Consider the following 20,492-nt stretch of genomic DNA (forward strand, 5'->3'; position numbering starts at 1 on the left):
ATATCTTTGAGATAAATGTGTCAACCAATATTGACAATATCAAAATTAATTACAGCATTAAAAGTTAATCAAAAGGAAACTGTACATTATTTACATGGACTAATCAGTTTTCGAGAATATTATGAGTCTTGTCAAAGTTATGTATTGTCTGTGATTGATAAATCTCAAAATAAAAGTGAGATAGGTGCTGGGCTACGTTGTTGGATTGCATCGACTATATGGGCCGGCTATACCCCAGAATATGTATATCGCTTTCTTAGAAACTCATTCAATATTGATATAGACAATCCTAAAGAGAGTATTGAACAATTTATTAATCATTTTCAGTTGAACGAGAACGAATATGACGTGTACTTCTTGTTTATGGGATCAATATCACAGTATAAGGAGCTATTAACCAATCGTTTGACGGTATTTTTTGAAGAAGACCCATATTTTAATAAATTAAAAAAGAAAGATAATAAAGCTTTTGTAGGGAAATTAAAAGTTAAAGCAATCGATCCCTATGTAGCTATGCAAATGGCTTATGAGAATTTAAATATTTTTATGAGTTTTTATCGGGTAATTAGTAATAGAAAAAAGGAGCTGCTTGGTAAAAATTGTTTTGTAAGAAACTGTGAAACTAATGAGGAAATGACGATACCAACTATTTCAACGGGATTTAAGAATATTGAAATAGAACCGAAATTGGATTTACAAGAGACAATAGATCATGCAGTTATTGGGTGCCAAAGCAAGCCGCAAGATACCTATTTTGCACTGAATAAAATTATTGCACTTCATAACATGGCCTTGCGACAGAGAGACATGAATGATGCTTTTGTGAATTTGTGGTCAGTTTTGGAGGTTGTAAGTAAAGACACAGAAATAAATTCAAAAATCGAAAGAGTAATAAAAAGTGTGCTTCCCATTTTACAAAACGATTTCTTCAATAAATATTTTGTGTCAATTTTACATGATATAGAGGATTCATTAACGAAGAGCGAGATAAAACAAATGTTTTCAGGTCTTGAAGATGAAGACATGCAACAGGATATATTATATGAATTAATATGTTTGATCACACAACCTGAATATGAAAAAAATAGAGATGAGTTGTTTAAAAAATTGACTTTATACCCTAATATCCGTAACAAAATTTATAAAGTATATAAATTAAGGGAGCATAAAGATCAGGTGTTTGATTTATCGGTTCAGTATGCACAAAGACTAAAATGGCACTTGTACAGATTGTATAGAGTTAGAAATGGTATCGTGCACGCAGGAGATAAAAGCAGACATATTCAAGTGCTTGGAGAACATCTGCACATATATTGTGATGGTATCATTATGGAATTGATAAGTAAACTTGCATCAGAAGTATCTTTTGTTACTATACAAAATGTATTGGTTGATACAAAACTGCTGATTAGTTCAAAAGAAGACTGGTTTAAGGATAATGGTGAATTTTCAAGAAAGGATATATCTTACTTAATCGAATCGTCATTTAAAAACCTTAGTGATAAAAGTAAAAGTTTGTAAAGTATTTCATTTCCCCTCTTGACAAATTCAGGTACGGGAAAAACCTATGCGTCTGCATTTGCCATGCGTGAGCTGGGATTTAAGAGAGTCTTATTTTTGGTACATAGAAACCAGTTGGCTAAACAGGCAAAACGTTCTTACGAAAAAGTATTTAATAAGCAAGTTACTATGGGTATCGTAGGCGCGGGAAACCATGATTACGATGCAGATTTTGTGTTTGCGACCAGAGATACTTTATGGAGAGAAGAACATCTGCACCACTATAAGCCAACAGATTTTGATTGTATTATTTTAGATGAAGCACATCATTCTGCTGCAGATACTTACCAGCGAATCATGAACTACTTTACACCAAAGCTGTGGCTTGGTATGACTGCGACTCCGGATAAGCGAGATGACAATATAGAGGGACGAAATATTTATGAAATCTTTCATTATCAGATTGCATATGAGATTCGTCTTCAGCAGGCTATGGAAGAGAATATGTTGTGTCCATTTCACTACTTTGGTATCAGTGATTAATCCATGATTGGTGATGGGAAAGGCAGGAATAAGACAATTACAACAGAAGATTTCAATCTTCTTACCAGTGATGAACGAGTAAAACATATCATAGAGCAGGCAAACTATTTTGGGTACAGTGGGGATCGCGTAAAAGGATTGATTTTTTGCAGTCGTATTGCAGAATCAAGAGAATTGTCGGACAAATTCAATAAGATGATTAATCCAGATACTGGGAGGTATTTCAGAACGATTGCCTTAAATGGAGATACCGATGAAAATGAACGAGCAGAAGCATTTGAGCGGTTGGCGATGGATGAAGCGGATGCTACAGATGATCTTCAGCCCTTGGATTATATTTTTTCTGTTGAGATTTTGAATGAGGGTGTGGATATTATCGAGGTGAATCAGGTGATTATGCTCCGACCAACCCAGTCTCCGATCGTCTTTATACAGCAGCTTGGCCGTGGGCTTCGTAAGGCGGATGGGAAAGAGTTCGTTGTGATTTTAGATTTTATTGGCAATTACGAGAAGAACTTTATGATTCCGATTGCTCTGTCTGGTGACCGTACATATAATCCGGATACAATTCGGAAGTACGTGATTAGTGGTAATAGTACGATACCGGGAGCGTCTACGGTTCATTTTGATGCAGTCGCAAAGGAAAAAATCTTCCGATCCATTGATAAGATTCGTGGAATGAAAACAATTATTAAAGAAAGTTATATCTCATTAAAAAATAGATTGGGACGAGTTCCATATCTCATGGATTTTTACGAAAATGGGGAGATCGATCCGCTTGTAATTATCAGGGAGTATAAAACTTATCAGGATTTTTTGGTTTCGGTTGAAAAAGAATGCTATGGGAACTTGTGACATCCTATCAGCAGTTGGTGATAAAAAGATGGATAACAACGGAAAGATGAAGGACATCACGAAGGTTACCATGAAAATGCATCAACCAGTCAGAGAAGATCTGCTGAAATATTTGGAAAGTAATCTGTTAGATGAGGAGAACAAAGCGGTATGAAAACCATAAGAGTTGTTGCAGCTGTTATTTGCGATAGTTTTGAGACCAAATCAAAGATATTTGCCACGGCCAGAGGATATGGAGAACTGAAAGGCGGTTGGGAATTCCCTGGCGGCAAAGTGGAGCCAGGAGAAACACCGCAACAGGCGCTGAAACGAGAAATTATGGAAGAGCTAAACACCGAAATCGAAGTCGGTGAGTTGATTGATACCATTGAATATGATTATCCGACGTTTCATCTCTCTATGGATTGCTTCTGGGCGAAAGTGAGTGCGGGGGAATTGGAACTCAAAGAAGCGGAAGTTGCGAAGTGGCTTACAAAAGATGAATTAGATAGTGTAGCGTGGCTACCGGCGGATGTTACGCTGATTGGGAAGATTAAAGAGTGTATGATCTATACAGTGAAAAGAATCGATGAAGACCTGGACTTCGGATGCGAAGAACGAGCTGAGGGAGTACCTGTCATGGCGGTGGTCACACTTGTGAATTCTTCAGGTGAAGAGTTAATAGTAAAGGCAGAAGATGCCATGCTGTATGAGCGTAATATCAACGAAGGTGACAAGGTCTACTTTGACGAAGAGAATAACTTAGATAAAATACAAGAGAGGGTATCTATCACTGAGTGAAAGGAAGTATGGAAATGGATCCTACAATTGATTACTACAATCTCAATGCAAAAAATTTTATAGAGAATACGCAGAATGTTGATATGCATCTGGCCCAAGATCGATTCCTGCAATTATTGAATGAAACTGCATCGATTCTGGATTTCGGCTGTGGTTCCGGTCGTGACACCAAGCTTTTTCTAGAGAAGGGATACCAGGTTACAGCAACGGACGGATCAGCAGAAATTTGTCGTTTAGCGAGTGAATTTACGGGAATCGAAGTGAAACATCTGCTTTTCCAGGAACTGGATGAGGTCAATTCCTATGATGGTATATGGGCCTGTTCATCCATCCTGCATTTACCCAAAAACGAATTATTATCGGTTATACGAAAGATGTGTGTGGCATTAAAGGAATCTGGAATTATTTATACATCCTTTAAATATGGTGATTTTGAAGGGGAACGCAACGGTCGACACTTTACAGATTTTACAGAAGATAGTTTTCAGGATTTTATTAAGGAAGTACCGGAAATAATGATTGTTGAAAAATGGATTACCGGTGACGTCAGACCGGGAAGGGGAGAGGAAAAATGGCTCAATCTGATACTGCAGAAAATCTGAGGAATACATCAGAGACGGAGAGGATAATGCAGGAAATCTGGTCCACGGATGTAATGACGGGTGGAAGTGATCGTAGGATGCAGCTGTACTATCAGCTGATTCAAAGCTTAAAAAAGGCAGACAGCGTTGATATCATTGTATCTTTTTTGATGGAATCCGGTGTGAAGATGCTTCTTGAGGAGTTGGATAATGCCTTAAAAAGAGGTGCCAAAATCAGAATCCTTACCGGTAATTATTTAGGAATTACACAACCGTCTGCCCTATATCTTCTCAAGAAAAAACTCGGTTCCAGAGTCGATATGCGTTTCTATAATGAGAAGGATAGATCTTTTCATCCGAAGTCATATATTTTTCATTATAGAGGATATAACGATATCTACATTGGTTCATCAAATATTTCCAGAAGTGCACTGACTTCCGGTATTGAGTGGAATTATCGTTTTAGCAGCGTTTCTGATCCGAAGAATTACGAGAAATTTTATCATGCCTTTGAGGACTTGTTCGAACATCATTCAATTATCATTGATAATGAGGAATTAAAACGATATTCACAAAACTGGCATCGCCCAGCGGTGGCAAAAGATTTGGAACGGTATGAGTATTCTCATCAGAACGAGGAAAATGAGTCTGAGGATACAAAGGTTCAATTGCTATACGAGCCGAGAGGTGCACAGATTGAGGCTCTTTGTGCTTTAGAGGATACCAGAGCAGAAGGTGCAAAACGGGCATTGGTGCAGGCTGCAACCGGTGTGGGCAAGACATATTTGGCGGCATTTGATTCGAAAAGTTATGAACGGGTTTTATTTGTTGCTCATAGGGAAGAAATTCTGAAACAAGCTGCCGCTTCATTTCGAAATGTCAGGAATTCAGAGGATTATGGTTTTTTTACAGGAGAAGAAAAGAGTACAGATAAGTCTGTTATTTTTGCTTCTGTAGCAACATTAGGAAGAAGTGAGTATCTTTCAGAAAAGTATTTTGCTCCGGACTATTTTCAATATTTGGTGATTGATGAGTTTCACCACGCAGTAAATGAGCAGTATCAAAGAATCGTTAAGTATTTCAAGCCGCAGTTTTTACTTGGTCTGACTGCCACACCGGAGCGTATGGATGGCAGAAATATCTATGAACTCTGTGATTATAATGTTCCTTATGAAATCTCATTGAAAGATGCCATTAATAAAGGAATGCTGGTGCCGTTTCATTATTATGGTATTTATGATGATACGGACTATTCGGGTCTGCATTTGATCAGGGGCCGATATGATGAAAAGGAACTGAACGAAACATATATAGGAAATGTACATCGTCATGACTTGATATACAAGTATTATTGCAAATATGGATCGAAAAAAGCTTTGGGATTTTGCTGCTCCAGAGCACATGCGGAGGAAATGGCAAAAGAATTCTGTGAAAGAGGGATTCCTTCCGTAGCTGTTTACAGTAATGCAAATGGGACATATTCCGAAGAAAGAGGAAAAGCGATTGAAAAACTGAAAAGTGGAGAAATCAGAGTGATTTTCTCTGTGGATATGTTTAACGAAGGAGTAGATATTACATCGGTAGACATGGTTATGTTTCTACGTCCGACGGAATCTCCAATTGTGTTTTTACAACAGCTTGGTCGTGGACTTCGACGCAGCAAAGGAAAGGAATACCTTAACGTACTGGATTTTATCGGCAACTACGAAAAGGCAGGGCGTGTGAGATTCTTATTGACAGGAAGAACACTGGGAAAAAATGAATACTATAATCCGGCGGATCGATCTGCGTTCCCAGATGATTGTTTGATTGATTTTGATATGAAACTGATCGATCTTTTTTCGGAGATGGATAAAAAACATCTAAAGGTAAGAGATCAGATTAGAAATGAGTACTATCGCGTAAAGGAATTCCTTGGGAGAATTCCATCCAGAATGGATTTGTTTACATATATGGATGATGATATTTATCGTGTGGCGATTACTCATTCGAAGGATAATCCTTTTAAGCGGTATCTGGATTTTCGGAAAGAATTGGGAGAACTTTCGGAAGGGGAGAATATTCTTTATAGTGGAATTGGAAGAGAGTTTATCAATCTAATTGAAAATACAAATATGTCAAAGGTATATAAGATGCCTGTTTTGATGGCATTTTATAATCACGGAAATATTCGTAGCCAGGTTTCTGAGGAGGAATTGTTGGATAGCTGGAAAGAATTCTTTTCTACAGGTACCAATTGGAAGGATTTGGATATGGGTATTACTTACGAAAAGTACTGTAGTATTTCAGATAAGGAGCATATCAAAAAGATACTTCAGATGCCCGTACATTTTCTACAAGAGTCAGGAAAAGGTTTCTTTGTAAAGAAAGAAGGAACGGCATTGGCACTTAAGGAGGATTTGACAGATGTTATTCTTCAGCCTGCTTTCGGGGAGCAGATGAAGGATGTGATAGAATACCGGGCAATGGATTATTATCGCAGGAGGTATGAAGAAAAACGATAATATTGTGAGGACCCGATGAGAAATTCAAAAAAATAAAGAATAAAGCAGGTGAAATATGTTGTATAAAGATAAGATAGTCGTTATTACAGGAGGAGCACATGGTATCGGAAAAGCTACAAAAGAAGCCTTTGAAGCAGAAGGGGCGATCGTAGAAGTAATCGATATTGTTGATGGAGAGCACTATGTTGGCGATATCAGTAAGAAGAAAACGCTTGAATCATTTGCCGGGTATGTTATAGATAAGCATGGCCAAGTAGATTATCTGATTAATAATGCATTACCTATTATGCGCGGAATAGAGCAGTGTTCCTATGAAGAGTTTGAATACGCTATGGCAGTGGGAGTGACAGCACCGTTCTATCTGTCAAAGCTTTTTTATGAGCATTTTGCAGATGGAGCTTGTATTATTAATATGTCATCTTCCAGGGATAGAATGAGCCAGCCACAGACAGAAAGTTACACCGCGGCGAAAGGTGGAATAGCAGCATTAACGCATGCACTTGCGGTGAGTCTTGCCGGGAAAGTCAGAGTAAATTCCATTTCTCCCGGATGGATCGAAACCGGTGACATAGTTTATGAAGGTCCGGATGCTGTCCAACAGCTTGTAGGAAGAGTAGGTAATCCAACGGACATTACAAATATGATTTTGTTCCTGTGCTCCGATAAGGCAGGATTCATTACTGGAGAGAATATTTGCATAGATGGTGGTATGACAAAACAAATGATATACCATGATGAGCATGGTTGGAAATATGAAGGATGAATTATTGTTTTATCAGAGAATCTTAAAGTTTGATAAAACATTTGCCCTTATTCATGATAAAAATGGTTTTGAGGTGATATACCATGGCTTCCTTTGACCAGAAGCTCCGTACACTGCGCTTGATGGAAATCCTTCTGGAACGTACCGATGATGCGCATATGCTGAACGCATCGGAATTATGCACGATTCTAGAGCAGGAATATGGCATCAGTACGAATCGAAGAACGATATATACAGAGATGGAGATCCTTGAGAAATTCGGACTGGATATCCAGCAGAAGAAGGGGAGAAATCCTGGCTATTATATTGGTGCCAGAGATTTTGAACTGCCGGAGTTAAAACTTCTGGTGGATGCTGTACAGTCTTCTAAATTTATCACGGAGAAGAAATCCAAAGAACTGATAACGAAATTAGAGAAGCTCTGCTGCAGGACGGATGCAGCAATGCTTTCCAAATATGTTTTTATCGTAAACCGTCCGAAGACAGAGAATGAAACTGTTTATTACAATGTGGACTACATTCATACTGCAATCTACGAGAATAAGGAAATTAAGTTCCATTATGCAGAGTGGACTATTAAGAAAGAACTGAAACTGAAGAAAGACGGTGCATTCTACGTTGTCAGCCCTTGGGCACTGACCTGGGATGATGAGAATTATTATCTGGTAGCTTATGATGCAGCGGCTGGAATTATCAAGCATTATCGTGTAGATAAGATGCAGAATACAGAGATCCTGGAAACAGATCGTAAGGGTGAGGAATCCTTCAAGAACTTTGATTTGGCTGCATTCGCTAAGAAGACCTTTGGAATGTACGGCGGTGTAGATGCGGAAGTCACGCTGGAATGCAAGAATGAACTGGCCGGTGTTATAATCGATCGCTTTGGACATGATGTATGGTTGATTCCGCAGGGAGAAGCTCATTTCAAAACCAGAGTACTGGTATCAGTAAGTCCGCAGTTTTTCGGATGGGTTACAGGCATTGGATCCGGGATGAAGATTACCGGTCCGGAGAATGTGAAGGCTGAATATAAGGCATATCTGCAGGATGTGCTTGAAAATTATTAACTATTTGGTAGGTGAAGTAGAATGAATATTGGGCGTATTACTGCTCGATACAAAAACAAAGTGCTTGAGAACAAGATTTTTGATCCGATTCGCAACAAATATGTGAAGCTCACACCTGAGGAAGCAGTTCGTCAGAAAATAATAAAATTTCTGATGAAAAGGCTGCAGGTTCCGCAGGACAAGATTCTTGTTGAAAGGGCCTTGGGAACATTAGGGCTGCTTGTAGCTGAAGACAAGAAGAAACAGCGTATTGACATCGGAATTCTTGATGAAGAAGGATTACTGATGGCTGTTGTTGAATGTAAAGCAAGTCTTCTTTCTAATACGGAAGCAGCATTTACGCAGGCGCAGAATTACCTGCTGAGTCTGAATACACGCTATTATTTCGTGACTGATGGAAGCACTTTTGATGGATATTATTTTGATACGAATCAGTTTGTGAAATTGGAAGAGATTCCGACATATAACAATTGGTATTATTATCCGATTGCAAAAGATGAGTAGGTGACTGTGATGGTTGAAATATCAAAACGTGATTGGAAATTGTTCCGTGAGAAACTTCCTGGTCGGAAGGAAAGTTATAAGGAACGTTTATGCAAGGAATATGTAGAGCTGCTGACCTGTGATAAGAAAGGTTCTGAACGATTCTGGGCACTGGAAGAGCGTATCAAAAAAGATCGCAAAGCTCCTGGCGTTATTTTATCTGTCAGCAAATCAGATATGCTGATCGATCTCGTTCGGTTGGTTCAGGATGAGGTAATTGGTCTTGAGGATCTGTCTGATTTTAGTGAGGACGTGCAGGAGAGAGTGAAATTCATGGTGCAGCGCTGGTAATGTGAATGTGGTAAAATATGCATATGCGGATCCTCATATAACATGGAAATGCATTTCTTTGATGACCAAAAGGTAAGGTTGACACGTTGACTGTTCTGACGTATACTGATATCATAAATAAAAGGTAGGCCACCTAAGATACATGAAGGAGGTCCTGATATATGGATGAGTTATATCAGCAGATTATTGATAGTTATAAAGAAACCGGTTCGGTAAAGAAGACAGCAGAGGAGCTTGGTACATATCCAATCAAAGTACGAAGAGTACTGATTACGGAGGGATTGTGGCACAGTAAAACCAGTGAACAGGTAGCAGATTTGCTTGCAAAGGGTAAAAGTGTAGCTGAAATAGCAGAGGAGCTTGTTATATCGGAGAAGACTGTTCAGTCTTATATGCCCTATTCTCGTGGGCAGTATGGCGGGGAAGACAGAAGCAACGAAGCAATTCGAAGTGAGGAATATAGAGGACGGATGCAGCAGGCAGCTAAAAATCAGGTTACCAATACAGAAGCACGTTCAAAAAAGAAAGAGGATGATATTCAGGAGCAGCGTCGTCTTCTTGAAGAATTAAGATCCGAAAAAGAACGGCTGCTGAAAGAGAAAAAAGAATTCTGGGACATGATCGAAGCAGAGATGAAGCGGATTCCTATGGCAATGCAGCTTCATCTGGAACTGGACCTGGGATATTTCGCAGAGGAGCATAAGAAAGTTCTTAGAAGATACGGAAGAATGAAGGATGGAATTACCAGAGATTTTATTGTTCCGGGCAATATGACACTGCATGGTCTTCATTATGCAATCATGAAAGCTTTTGGATGGCAAAACAGCCACCTTCATAGCTATGTTCCATATGAGGATGAATTCAAAAAAATGACAGATGAGGGATTGGTAAAAGAGTGGACCCGTCAGGTTGGTATGTATTTTCGTTTTCCAAGTGAGAATTATGAAGATATATATTGGGACGATGATTATGAGGAAGGTGAAAGCTTTAAGACCTGGCTGAAATCCAAGTATTGTGGACCATACTCCTATGAAGGCGTGGGAGAGCATTACATTCCTGCACAGATTGAAGTAGACAGATTCCGAAAGGACTGGCCTGCTATTCAGAAGAAAACAACAGATCAGAGAACGTGGAATGTCTACATGGAAGGTCAGTGTGAGGAAATGCTGGAACGCCCGATGCTTTGGACTGTACTGAAAACACCGGCTGAACAGGCAGATTGGGATTCATGGAAACAGGAGAAAGAGGCCGTTCTGAAACAAGTTGAGAAAAAACGTAAGGACATTATCAAAAAATACAGACAGCTGACAGCCCGTATGGACCAGATCGTTGAAGAGGCAGGAACGCATTTTGACGAAGAAGGAAATCCGACGATCGACATGGTTCCCTATTTCCGGGAGATGGAGGAACTGGACCGTGAATTGGAAATGCTGTGTATTGATCATAATCCTGAACCAATCCCGGCATTATCTGCATTGTGTTATCGATATGACTATGGCGATGGGTGGGAGATTAAAATCACCTGCACCAATGCCTGGTACGACAAAACTGTTTATGCCAGGGATGAAGAAGGCGATATGCTTCATGATAAAAATGGATTCGTTCCTGAGAAAGCTTTGTTTGTAGATGCCTTTGGTCAGCAAATAGACGGAGAGTTTCTGGACAAGTTGAGAGATATTCAGCGTAAGGAAAAACCAATCTGCATTGCCTGGGATGGAATGAGTCTTGTGGATGATGTTGGTGGTGTTGGAGGTTTTTGCGAATTCCTTGAGACGATTAACGGTGATGATCCGGAAGAGAAGAAAAGCTATAAAACATGGGCAAGGAGTCTGGGATGGACCGGACGCATGCCAAAACCGGAAAACATGCTGTAGCTGTCGGGATTTTTGTATATTGCTTTATGCTACATTTTAGGAGCAGACGAGGAGTCTCTAAAAATTAGCGGGATGGTGATGTGGTGTGACGGAGTTCCAGACGAATTTAAAAAAGCTACGCACCGAGGAGGGACTAACACAGGATCAGCTGGCCTTGCTGGTGGAAACCAGTACGGATATCCTGTTATTTTTTGATCAACACCAGACAATATTACCGTTGTATGAAGCATTTGCTGGTGAAATGCAAGTACAGTTTCCAGATAGTAAAATAAAGGTACAGAAAACGCAGATTACATTTTCTAATCGTCATGTTTTTGCCTGCGTTTCATTTCTGCGAGTAAAAAAGAAGGCGGAACTTCCAGATGACTATTTTGTCTTGACACTTGGTCTCCCCTATCCTCTGGAATCTGAGCGTGTCGCAGTAAAAACAGAACCTTATCCCGGACGATGGACAACGCATATTGTAATTAGTAAAATGTCTGATTTGGACGAAGAACTGTTTGCATGGGTGGCACAGGCATATGAGTTTTCAGAGAAAAAATAGCTTGAAAGAGATTTCTGCAACTTTCGGTTTATCTGTTTCTTAAAATGAGAATAGTATGGAATAAATACAACATAATGAGAACATATCACCTTCGTATGATTCAATTCATACGGAGGTTTCTTTTGCCCGTTTTTCTCATCTTGACTTTTTTTACTGAAACATGTTGTATAAGCCCCTCTGAAACTTTGGATATATAGAGGGACATTTATATCCGCGAGCAACGGGTCAAGCGGACATGCTTGCATGTCCATTTGGCGACTGCCGCGAGAGCCAAATGCCCCGTCACTTGCGGGAGTATTTGGCATGCTGCCTCCAAAATAATGAAATGTGAGGTAATGACATATGTCAGAGAAAAGATGTTATACAGTAAAAGAGTTACAAGAGATCCTTGGTGTCAGCAGACCGACAATATATAACCTTCTGAAGAAAAATGAGTTCCGGTGGATCCGGCTGGATGGCGGAAAGTACCGTATTTCCAAAAAGAGCTTTGATGACTGGCTGGATAAGCTGCCGGAATCTTTCAACTAATCTCCTATCCGGATGAAAAATCGACTCTCCGCTCCGCTTCGGTCGGTGCTAAACGAATGCCACTGGCATTCAGCACCCTAAATTTTTTTGAAAAAGTGCGGTATGGTATGGGAAGAAGGAGGAAAGCTTTCAGAAGTTTCTGGACGAACAGGATGAATATCATCTGGATCCGGCAAACGATTATGAAGAACTGGCAATGGAAGAAAATGTGGCACTGGCGAATTATCGGAGAAAGAAACTGGCACAGACCGGGGAACGAGGAAGGAATGGCAATCTGCAGTATCTCTCCTCAGATTGATATGATTGTAATTCAAATGGATGGGGACGTGGCTCGGAAAGAAAAAGAGGTTCATTGTCGGTGTGCAACTGTGGAATGTGAGCATAAGAGGAAAGTTCATCCATTAGGATGTGAAACGTTAATAGATGGCTCATGTCCAGTAGACATTCCGTGTAAAGATCATGAGAACACACTTATTTGGAAGATACTACGAAGATAAAGAAGTAAGCAGATTCCAGGCTTCCGTTCTCCTGAATAATTAAATATCGATACCTTACATAGCTTTGTGGTGGCTCAGCTGACGGAAATCGCAAAAAGCCTGTAAATCTGTACAGTATGATATATTGCAATTCTATAAGTTATAACTGATAAAATATATAATTTATCCAATATTATCAGTTATAACTGATAAAATGCAATGGAGGTTGCGTGTGGATTCTCCTCGTCTTATCGGTAATGCATACTGTGTATTGTGAATAAATTTGATAGGAGGTGGGATATATTTATATAAATGGGTAACTCGTTTTTTAACTCGTAACAACGAATTAAAAACAAGATTAACTCGACAAACGAGTTAAAACGAGTTATACTATATTTGAATTAGAGGATAGGAGGGATTGAAATGCGTACAATTCCTAAAGCGGAGAGTTTAGATATTGAATTTAAAAGTGATTTGAAATGTTATCCAGATCATGATCTTATTGAAGAGATTGTTGGAATGACAAATACATCTGGAGGATTTCTGTTTCTGGGGGTCGAAGATGACGGATCAATTACCGGCGTTCATAAAAAACATAAGGATCCCATAGGGGTAACTGCACTGATTGCAAATAGCACTGTTCCGCCCATAGCTGTAAGGGCAGAGATAATTACTGAAGAGGGTAAAGATGTTCTGAAAATTGAAGTGCCAAGAAGCCGAGGTGTGGTATCTACTGCGTCAGGAAAAATGTTGAGGAGACGTATTAAACTTGATGGAAGCCCGGAAGTAATACCAATGTATTCTTATGAGATTCCATCTCGCCTTGCAGAACTGGGAATGCTTGATTATTCTGCTCAGCCTTTGGCAGGAGCTACTTTAGATGACTTGGATCCAAATCAGCGAGTTAGACTTCGCCGAATCATTCAAAATAGACCGGGTGGTGAAAAAACTCTGCTTTCTTTACCGGATAACGAACTGGATGTTGCATTACGTCTTATTACAGATGTTGCGGGTAAATATGTTCCAACAGTAACAGGTATGCTTTTAATTGGAAAAGAGGAGCGTATCGCAGAACTGATACCAACAGCAAAATCGGCATTTCAAGTCCTGGAAGGAACGGCTGTCCGTATGAATGAGGATAGCAATAAACCGCTTCTTGAATTATTTGAGAACTATGAGACATACGTCAAAGCCTGGAATCCAGAAAGGGAGACTGAGTACGGATTATTTAGAATTCCAATTCCGGAATTTGACTGGGCTGCTTTTCGAGAAGGTTTAGTAAACGCATTCTGTCATAGGGATTATACTATGCTTGGCGCTGTAAGAGTTTTGATTGATGATGAAGGAATGATCATTAGTAATCCTGGTGGATTTATTGATGGAGTTAATCTGAAAAATCTTCTGACTGTAGAACCACATGGACGTAATCCTGCACTTGCTGATGCAATGAAACGAATCGGTTTAGCTGAGAAAACGGGAAGAGGAATTGATAGAATTTTTGAGGGTTCTATCATCTTTGGGAGGCCTTGGCCAGATTATTCTGAATCTACCAGCAGAACCGTTAAGCTATTTATTCAAAGGGCGAAAGCAGACTTGCCCTTTGCAAAGTTTGTTGCAGAAGAACAAAACAGGCAGGGAAAACCATTATCAATCTACACATTGATGATTCTATCTGTCCTTAATACAGAAAGAAGATGTACGGTTGAACGAATTGTTGAGCTGACAAATCTGAGTGAAAATAAGGTTAGATCTGCAATTGAGGTCATGATTGAGTCTGGTTTGATTGAAGCATCCGGAAAAGGAAAAGATCGAACCTATATTCTGGGTAAAAAGATCTATCGTGAAAACAAAGAAACAATACAGTATGTTCGACAGACAGATATAGACAGCATCAGGCATCCTGAGTTAGTAATGAAGTTGGCAAACACTCAGAATGGAATTATTACAAAGCAGGATGTAGTTGAATTGCTGAAAGTGACTCCTTCGCAGGCATATGCAGTTATTAAAAAGCTTCAAGCTGAAGGACGTTTAGAATTGTTATGTGGAGGAAAGTACTCCAAGTACAAAGTAACCAATTCCTAACTCGTTTTAACTCGATAAGGAACGAATTAAAAATGAGTTAGAATCGAATTAAATGCAAGTAAAAGATAGACAAGGGCATCAGCCGCGGCACGGTATATAAGCTGTTGGAGCAGCAGGAGTTTCGCTGGTTTAAAATTGGATCCGCCTGTCGAATTTCAAAGAAGAGCTTCGATGAGTGGCTGGACAACAAGCTGTAAGTTGTCAAGGATGTCGAGCCGTTCCGCGACATCCTAATAATTCGAACGGATAACCGCTACGATGGAAGTGCAAATTATCAGTCTATTGAAAACATTTTGAAGGAAAAAACTCCAAAGTAATCGGACAAATTGGATGTAAGAGATATGACACCTTCGGATCTTTAAAGTTGGTTGGCGGTATTGCGAAAGGTCATCTGAATGAAAAAGACCTGGAGGCTGCAGTCAATTTTATGACTGAATTACAGTCGTAAGAAAATGATAGAGAAACAGAGAGAGCGGAGTATAAGAAGGAGAAGATTTGAATTTGTCTAATTAAGTTAATCGTGCCATATGGCTTGATTATAAATACAAAGATAAAAACGCAATGTACACCTAAAAATGTACTAGAGCTGGTAGGTAGCCCAGCCGTCCTATTTCTAATAGGGTAAGTAACCTGCCCCTCCGGGTTGTCCATTCTTTGTTCAACTATTATTTAGGAGGGATTCTTATGGACAAAGTAAGTGGAAAGCTGACAGTGTATTTTGAAGAACCATTTTGGATAGGAATATTTGAACGTATCGAAGATGGTAAATTATCTGTGGCAAAAGTGACTTTTGGTGCAGAGCCAAAAGATTACGAAGTGCAGGAATATGTTCAAAAATACTATTTCAGTTTGAAATTCAGTCCGGCTGTTGATACTGTTGCAAAGGATATAAAAAGAAATCCGAAAAGGATGCAGCGTGAAGCGAAAAAGCAGATGCAGGAAATAGGCATTGGCACAAAATCGCAACAGGCATTGAAATTACAACAGGAACAGAACAAGCAAGAGCGCAAGGTAAGAAGCCAAGAAAAAAAAGAAGCGGAAAAACTGCGAATGTTTGAACTGAAACAGCAAAAGAAGAGAGAAAAGCATAAGGGGCATTAATGTCCCTTGGGCTTTTTGTTCAAATCGGAATTTAAGGAGAAAAACAAAATGAGACAATATATCGTAGACTCATTTACAAATATACCTTTTACAGGAAATCCGGCGGCGGTCTGTGTCATGGAAAGCTGGCCATCTGAAGAATCTATGATGAAACTGGCGATGGAAAATAATCTTTCGGAAACCGCTTTTATCGTAAAGGAAGAAAAAAGGTATCATCTGCGCTGGTTCACACCGGGTACAGAGGTGGAGTTATGCGGTCATGCCACACTGGCATCGTCCTTTGTTATCTTGAATTATTATGAGCCTGACAGCAAGGAAGTGAAATTTGATACCCTTAGCGGTGAGTTGACGATTCATCGGAATGGGAATCTGTATGAGATGAATTTTCCCACCTACGAATTGAAGGAGATTCCAGTCACGGATGCAATGGAAAGGGCTTTCGGCGCACGCCCGGTTAAAGCGGTATTGGGTCTTGATCTGATATGTATATTTGATTCGGAAGATACCGTCAGAACTATGAATCCGAATCAGACACTTCTGGCCGGTATTGAGGGAAGAATCCAAAATGCAACTTCGATGGGAAAAGAAACCGATTGCGTATCGCGCAGCTTCTGTCCGAAGTTGAGTATCCCAGAGGATCCGGTTTGCGGTTCAGCCCATTGCCAGATTGCCGACTATTGGTCAAAAGAACTGAATAAAAAGGAAATTTATGCGTACCAGGCATCGAAGCGCGGTGGATACTTGCATTGCAGAATGGAAGAAAACCATCGTATAATGATTAGTGGAGAGGCAACTCTGGTGGCCATCTCTGAAATTGCAGTTGCGCTGTAAAATTCAGGCTTCTGTTGAGCTGAAAGCACGTATGAATTTGAAGTTGGAGGGATAGATTTCTATGATTATCAGATATGCAGAAGAGAAAAATTTTATAGAATTGCGACAGTTTTATGACGGTATGTGTAAAGTTTTGAGCGGAAAAGATTTTCTGCCGGAGGGAGATAAAGGTGGTTTCCCTCCAGATGAAATGATCAAAGATGCAATCAAAGAGAGAAATCAGTTTATCGGTATTGAAGATGGTCGAATTGTTGCGGCGTATATTATGAATCATGATCGTGATGAGGCGTATCACGCAGTTAAATGGCTTATTGATGCAAATGATAACGAGACAGTAGTTCTTCATGCCTTGCGTGTCCTTCCGGAATATGGAGGTCGTGGATACTCGAAGCAGTTAGTTCAACACGCAATAGACACAGCAAGGGAAAGAAAACTTAAATCAATTCGTCTTGATTGCATAGAGGGAAATGATATTCCACAGAAAATGTATATGTCGTTTGGATTTAAGTATGTGGATAAGGTTGAAATCACATATGTTGATATTGGAGTACCGAGGAAGTTCCTCTTATATGAGTTTGTACTCTAATCAAGACATAATAACAGTTATATCTTGAACATTGTACAAACAAATTCCAGTTTGTAAAGCTGGCGTAAGAAATTGGAAGTTATCGTTGAAGCAGCTTTGTAGAGGATAAACAGATTGACAAGATAGAGATTTCCTACTAGAATATTGTTTGAAAAATAAATAAAAGTCCGTCAGACTATAATAAGACTATATGGTTTACACTGTTTCTGATATAAACAGCTAGGCCGTATAGTCTTTTTTTATGGAGGAATCGAATGAATCAGCAATTTATGAAAGAGAAAAAAATTGTTCCGCTTGTATTACAAATGTCCGTACCTATGATTTTATCTATGGCAGTGAACGCACTTTATAATATTGTAGATAGTTACTTTGTGGCAAAAATCAGTCAAAATGCAATGACAGCTTTGTCTATTGTATTTCCGGTACAAAATATGATCAATGCTATTGCAGTCGGCTTTGGAATTGGCTTGAACGCTATGATTGCATATTCGATAGGTGCAAATGAGGAGAAAAAAGCAAACCATATCGCATCAACAGGTGTATTTTTGAGTATGATACATGGAATCATACTTACTATATGCTTTTTCATTGGAATGCCGGCATTTATGCAACATTTTACTAAAGAACAGGAAATTATAAATTTAGGGTTAGAATATGCAAATTGGGTTTTGTTATTTACAGTTATTATTCAGGTTTCTGTAGCTTATGAAAAAATTTTTCAATCGGTAGGCAGGATGAAAGTATCGATGTGCAGCATGATGGTGGGATTTATTGTAAATATTGTATTAGATCCAATCATGATCTTTGGTTTTGGGAAGTTTCCTGCAATGGGCATGAAGGGTGCTGCAATTGCAACGGGAATTGGACAGGTATGCACACTAATTGCATATTTATCCTTTTATTTTATGACTCCGATTCCTGCAAAAACCAGCTGGAAATACATACGATTTGAAAACAATGAACTCAAGAGTGTTTATGGTGTCGGCATCCCGGCAACTTTAAATATGGCATTGCCTTCCGTGCTGATTTCTGCATTAAATACAATTTTAACTGCTTTTGGAGATACCTATATCTTGATTTTAGGAATCTATTATAAGCTACAGACATTTATTTATCTGTCAGCCAATGGAATCATTCAGGGAATCCGACCTTTAATCAGTTATAACTACGGTGCAGGGCAGTGGGAGAGAGTGAAAAAAATCGCGGGAACAGCAGAAGTTTTTATTATAGGAATTATGTTGTTTGGAACTGTAGCTTGTCAGCTTTTTCCGGAACAGCTGATATCTATCTACTCTGAAGATGTTGCCATTGTGAAGTATGGTGTAACTGCATTAACGATCATCAGTCTTGGATTTGCCATATCTTCATTGTCAGTTGTAACATCGGGAGTGTGTGAAGCTCTTGGAAAGGGACTTCTTTCCTTGAGCATTTCCTTAATACGATATATCGTAGTGATTATTCCGGCTTCCGTCATTTTCAGTAAGATGTGGGATGCGAATGGCGTGTATGTAGCATTTGTATTTACAGAATTTACAGCAGCTTTGATTTCAGCATTGCTAATGAAAAAAGTATTAAAGAAGGGATAGAATATGAATATCATCAAGAAAATAATCTATGTTGTAATCGGTTCTGTGATTGCTGCATTTGGAATAGATCTGGCAATCTATGCCGGATTTGGAGGAGCTACTCTGGCTGTTTTATGGCAAGGAGTTTCTTATGTGTTACATATCACATTGGGACAGGCATCCTTTGTGGTTGCAGTAGGAATGATTGTCTTTTGTCTGTTCTATGATCGCAGCCAGATTTATCTGGGTACTATTTTATATCAAATCATCTATAGTGGATGTACAGATTTGTTTCAGCCGTTGATGCACTACACAGAAACTAAAATCTTGAATTTCTTTATGATGCTGATGGGAATTGTTCTGTTTGCAGTAGGAACAGCCATCTATTCTTATGCTGATTGGGGAAGAGGCTCCTATGAAGCGGTAACATTTGCATTGGCAAAAAAGCATTCCTGGCAGATCAAATATGTGCGTATAGCACTTGATGCCATGGTGGTGCTATTCGGTATGTTCTTAGGCGGAAAGTTTGGAATGTGTACTATTTGTACAATACTTCTATCCGGTGTGATGATTCAAAAAACATTGCAATTATTGCATGCTATGATAGAGAATAAAGCATAATAACCATTATATGGAATGATTTGAGAGATTAGAAGGAGTAATTTACAATATGGAACTGAAAAAATACCATATGAATTGGCTGTATGTAAGCTAAAAAATGTAAAGGACATTGATCTGAATGAAGGCTTTTATTTTGTAGGTTGCCGAGTTGAGAAAAATGACTTGGGAAAGTTCTAAGTCCAAGGCTCAAAAATCCAGAGCCTGAGCATACTTTCAAGCCCTGGATTTAGTACTTTCCTAAGTCATTATATAACAATCATACATACATTATATAAATTTCAGTTTATCTGTTTCTTAAAATGAGAATAGTATGGAATAAATACAACATAATGAGAACATGTTACCTTCGTATGATTCGATTCATACGGAGGTTTCTTTTTGCCCATTTTTCTCATCTTGACATTTTTTTACTGAAACATGTTGTATAAGCCCCTCTGAAACTTTGGATATATAGAGGGACATTTATATCCGCGAGCAACGAGCCAAGCGGACATGCTTGCATGTCTATTTGGCGACTGCCGCGAGAGCCAAATGCCCCGTCACTTGCGGGAGTATTTGGCATGCCGCCTCCAAAATAATGAAATGTGAGGTAATGACATATGTCAGAGAAAAGATGTTATACAGGAAAAGAGTTACAGGAAATTCTTGGAGTCAGCAGACCGACAATATATAACCTTCTGAAGAAAAATGAGTTCCGGTGGATCCAGCTGGATGGTGGAAAGTACCGTATTTCCAAAAAGAGCTTTGATGACTGGCTGGATAAGCTGCCGGAATCTTCCAACTAATCTCCTATCCGGATGAAAAATCGACTCTCCGCTCCGCTTCGGTCGGTGCTAAACGAATGCCACTGGCATTCA

20 protein-coding genes and 2 pseudogenes are annotated in these 20,492 nt (G+C 39.3%); all 22 read left to right on the forward strand.

What is annotated here, in order from left to right:
* The first annotated feature begins 30 nt into the window (after positions 1-30).
* The 22 genes and pseudogenes from ABE613_RS02165 (at position 31) to ABE613_RS02270 (ending at position 20,420) form a co-directional block, all read left to right on the forward strand.
* Positions 31-1,521, forward strand: a complete 1,491-nt coding sequence (locus ABE613_RS02165) for a hypothetical protein (protein WP_347375519.1) — start codon at positions 31-33, stop codon at positions 1,519-1,521.
* A gap of 15 nt (positions 1,522-1,536) precedes the next feature.
* Positions 1,537-2,880 (forward strand): annotated as a pseudogene (locus ABE613_RS02170) (DEAD/DEAH box helicase); the annotation flags it as partial.
* 46 nt (positions 2,881-2,926) lie between these two features.
* Positions 2,927-3,052, forward strand: coding sequence for a hypothetical protein (locus ABE613_RS02175; protein ID WP_347375520.1), 126 nt, complete (start codon positions 2,927-2,929; stop codon positions 3,050-3,052).
* Positions 3,049-3,444, forward strand: a pseudogene (locus ABE613_RS02180) ((deoxy)nucleoside triphosphate pyrophosphohydrolase); the annotation flags it as partial. The gene ABE613_RS02175 and the pseudogene ABE613_RS02180, both read left to right, overlap by 4 nt.
* A gap of 248 nt (positions 3,445-3,692) precedes the next feature.
* A complete protein-coding gene (locus tag ABE613_RS02185; protein WP_347375521.1) occupies positions 3,693-4,280 on the forward strand; it encodes a class I SAM-dependent methyltransferase in 588 nt (195 codons plus the stop codon).
* Positions 4,250-6,763, forward strand: coding sequence for a DEAD/DEAH box helicase family protein (locus ABE613_RS02190; protein ID WP_347375522.1), 2,514 nt, complete (start codon positions 4,250-4,252; stop codon positions 6,761-6,763). Before ABE613_RS02185 ends, ABE613_RS02190 begins: the two co-directional genes overlap by 31 nt.
* Positions 6,764-6,818: 55 nt before the next feature.
* Positions 6,819-7,526, forward strand: a complete 708-nt coding sequence (locus tag ABE613_RS02195; protein WP_347375523.1) for an SDR family NAD(P)-dependent oxidoreductase — start codon at positions 6,819-6,821, stop codon at positions 7,524-7,526.
* Positions 7,527-7,609: 83 nt separating this feature from the next.
* A complete protein-coding gene (locus tag ABE613_RS02200; RefSeq protein ID WP_347375524.1) occupies positions 7,610-8,593 on the forward strand; it encodes a helix-turn-helix transcriptional regulator in 984 nt (327 codons plus the stop codon).
* Between the two features lie 21 nt (positions 8,594-8,614).
* Positions 8,615-9,097, forward strand: a complete 483-nt coding sequence (locus tag ABE613_RS02205; RefSeq protein WP_347375525.1) for a type I restriction enzyme HsdR N-terminal domain-containing protein — start codon at positions 8,615-8,617, stop codon at positions 9,095-9,097.
* A gap of 9 nt (positions 9,098-9,106) precedes the next feature.
* Positions 9,107-9,427, forward strand: coding sequence for a hypothetical protein (locus tag ABE613_RS02210; RefSeq protein ID WP_347375526.1), 321 nt, complete (start codon positions 9,107-9,109; stop codon positions 9,425-9,427).
* A gap of 161 nt (positions 9,428-9,588) precedes the next feature.
* A complete protein-coding gene (locus tag ABE613_RS02215; RefSeq protein WP_347375527.1) occupies positions 9,589-11,301 on the forward strand; it encodes an IS1096 element passenger TnpR family protein in 1,713 nt (570 codons plus the stop codon).
* 85 nt (positions 11,302-11,386) lie between these two features.
* Positions 11,387-11,845 carry a DUF5655 domain-containing protein gene (locus ABE613_RS02220; protein ID WP_347375528.1) on the forward strand — a complete coding sequence of 153 codons (459 nt, stop codon included), beginning with the start codon at positions 11,387-11,389 and terminating at the stop codon, positions 11,843-11,845.
* Positions 11,846-12,187: 342 nt separating this feature from the next.
* A complete protein-coding gene (locus ABE613_RS02225; RefSeq protein WP_347375529.1) occupies positions 12,188-12,373 on the forward strand; it encodes a helix-turn-helix domain-containing protein in 186 nt (61 codons plus the stop codon).
* A gap of 152 nt (positions 12,374-12,525) precedes the next feature.
* On the forward strand, positions 12,526-12,870 hold the full coding sequence (locus ABE613_RS02230) for a hypothetical protein (protein WP_347375530.1): 345 nt from the start codon (positions 12,526-12,528) through the stop codon (positions 12,868-12,870).
* Between the two features lie 402 nt (positions 12,871-13,272).
* Positions 13,273-14,931 carry an RNA-binding domain-containing protein gene (locus ABE613_RS02235; RefSeq protein ID WP_347375531.1) on the forward strand — a complete coding sequence of 553 codons (1,659 nt, stop codon included), beginning with the start codon at positions 13,273-13,275 and terminating at the stop codon, positions 14,929-14,931.
* 65 nt (positions 14,932-14,996) lie between these two features.
* On the forward strand, positions 14,997-15,128 hold the full coding sequence (locus ABE613_RS02240; protein ID WP_235251181.1) for a helix-turn-helix domain-containing protein: 132 nt from the start codon (positions 14,997-14,999) through the stop codon (positions 15,126-15,128).
* 487 nt (positions 15,129-15,615) lie between these two features.
* Complete coding sequence (locus ABE613_RS02245; protein ID WP_347375532.1) at positions 15,616-16,032, forward strand: YjdF family protein; 417 nt, start codon at positions 15,616-15,618, stop codon at positions 16,030-16,032.
* Positions 16,033-16,080: 48 nt separating this feature from the next.
* Positions 16,081-16,863, forward strand: coding sequence for a PhzF family protein (locus ABE613_RS02250; protein WP_347375533.1), 783 nt, complete (start codon positions 16,081-16,083; stop codon positions 16,861-16,863).
* 61 nt (positions 16,864-16,924) lie between these two features.
* Complete coding sequence (locus ABE613_RS02255; protein ID WP_314328722.1) at positions 16,925-17,449, forward strand: GNAT family N-acetyltransferase; 525 nt, start codon at positions 16,925-16,927, stop codon at positions 17,447-17,449.
* 254 nt (positions 17,450-17,703) lie between these two features.
* On the forward strand, positions 17,704-19,035 hold the full coding sequence (locus ABE613_RS02260; protein ID WP_347375534.1) for an MATE family efflux transporter: 1,332 nt from the start codon (positions 17,704-17,706) through the stop codon (positions 19,033-19,035).
* A gap of 3 nt (positions 19,036-19,038) precedes the next feature.
* Positions 19,039-19,635 (forward strand): YczE/YyaS/YitT family protein, encoded by a 597-nt coding sequence (locus ABE613_RS02265; protein WP_347375535.1) that lies wholly within the window; start codon positions 19,039-19,041, stop codon positions 19,633-19,635.
* Positions 19,636-20,234: 599 nt separating this feature from the next.
* A complete protein-coding gene (locus ABE613_RS02270) occupies positions 20,235-20,420 on the forward strand; it encodes a helix-turn-helix domain-containing protein (RefSeq protein WP_347375536.1) in 186 nt (61 codons plus the stop codon).
* Positions 20,421-20,492 lie beyond the last annotated feature (72 nt).

Origin of the sequence: Dorea chungnamensis, from assembly GCF_039832125.1 — a bacterium.
Classification (GTDB): domain Bacteria; phylum Bacillota; class Clostridia; order Lachnospirales; family Lachnospiraceae; genus JAFBIX01.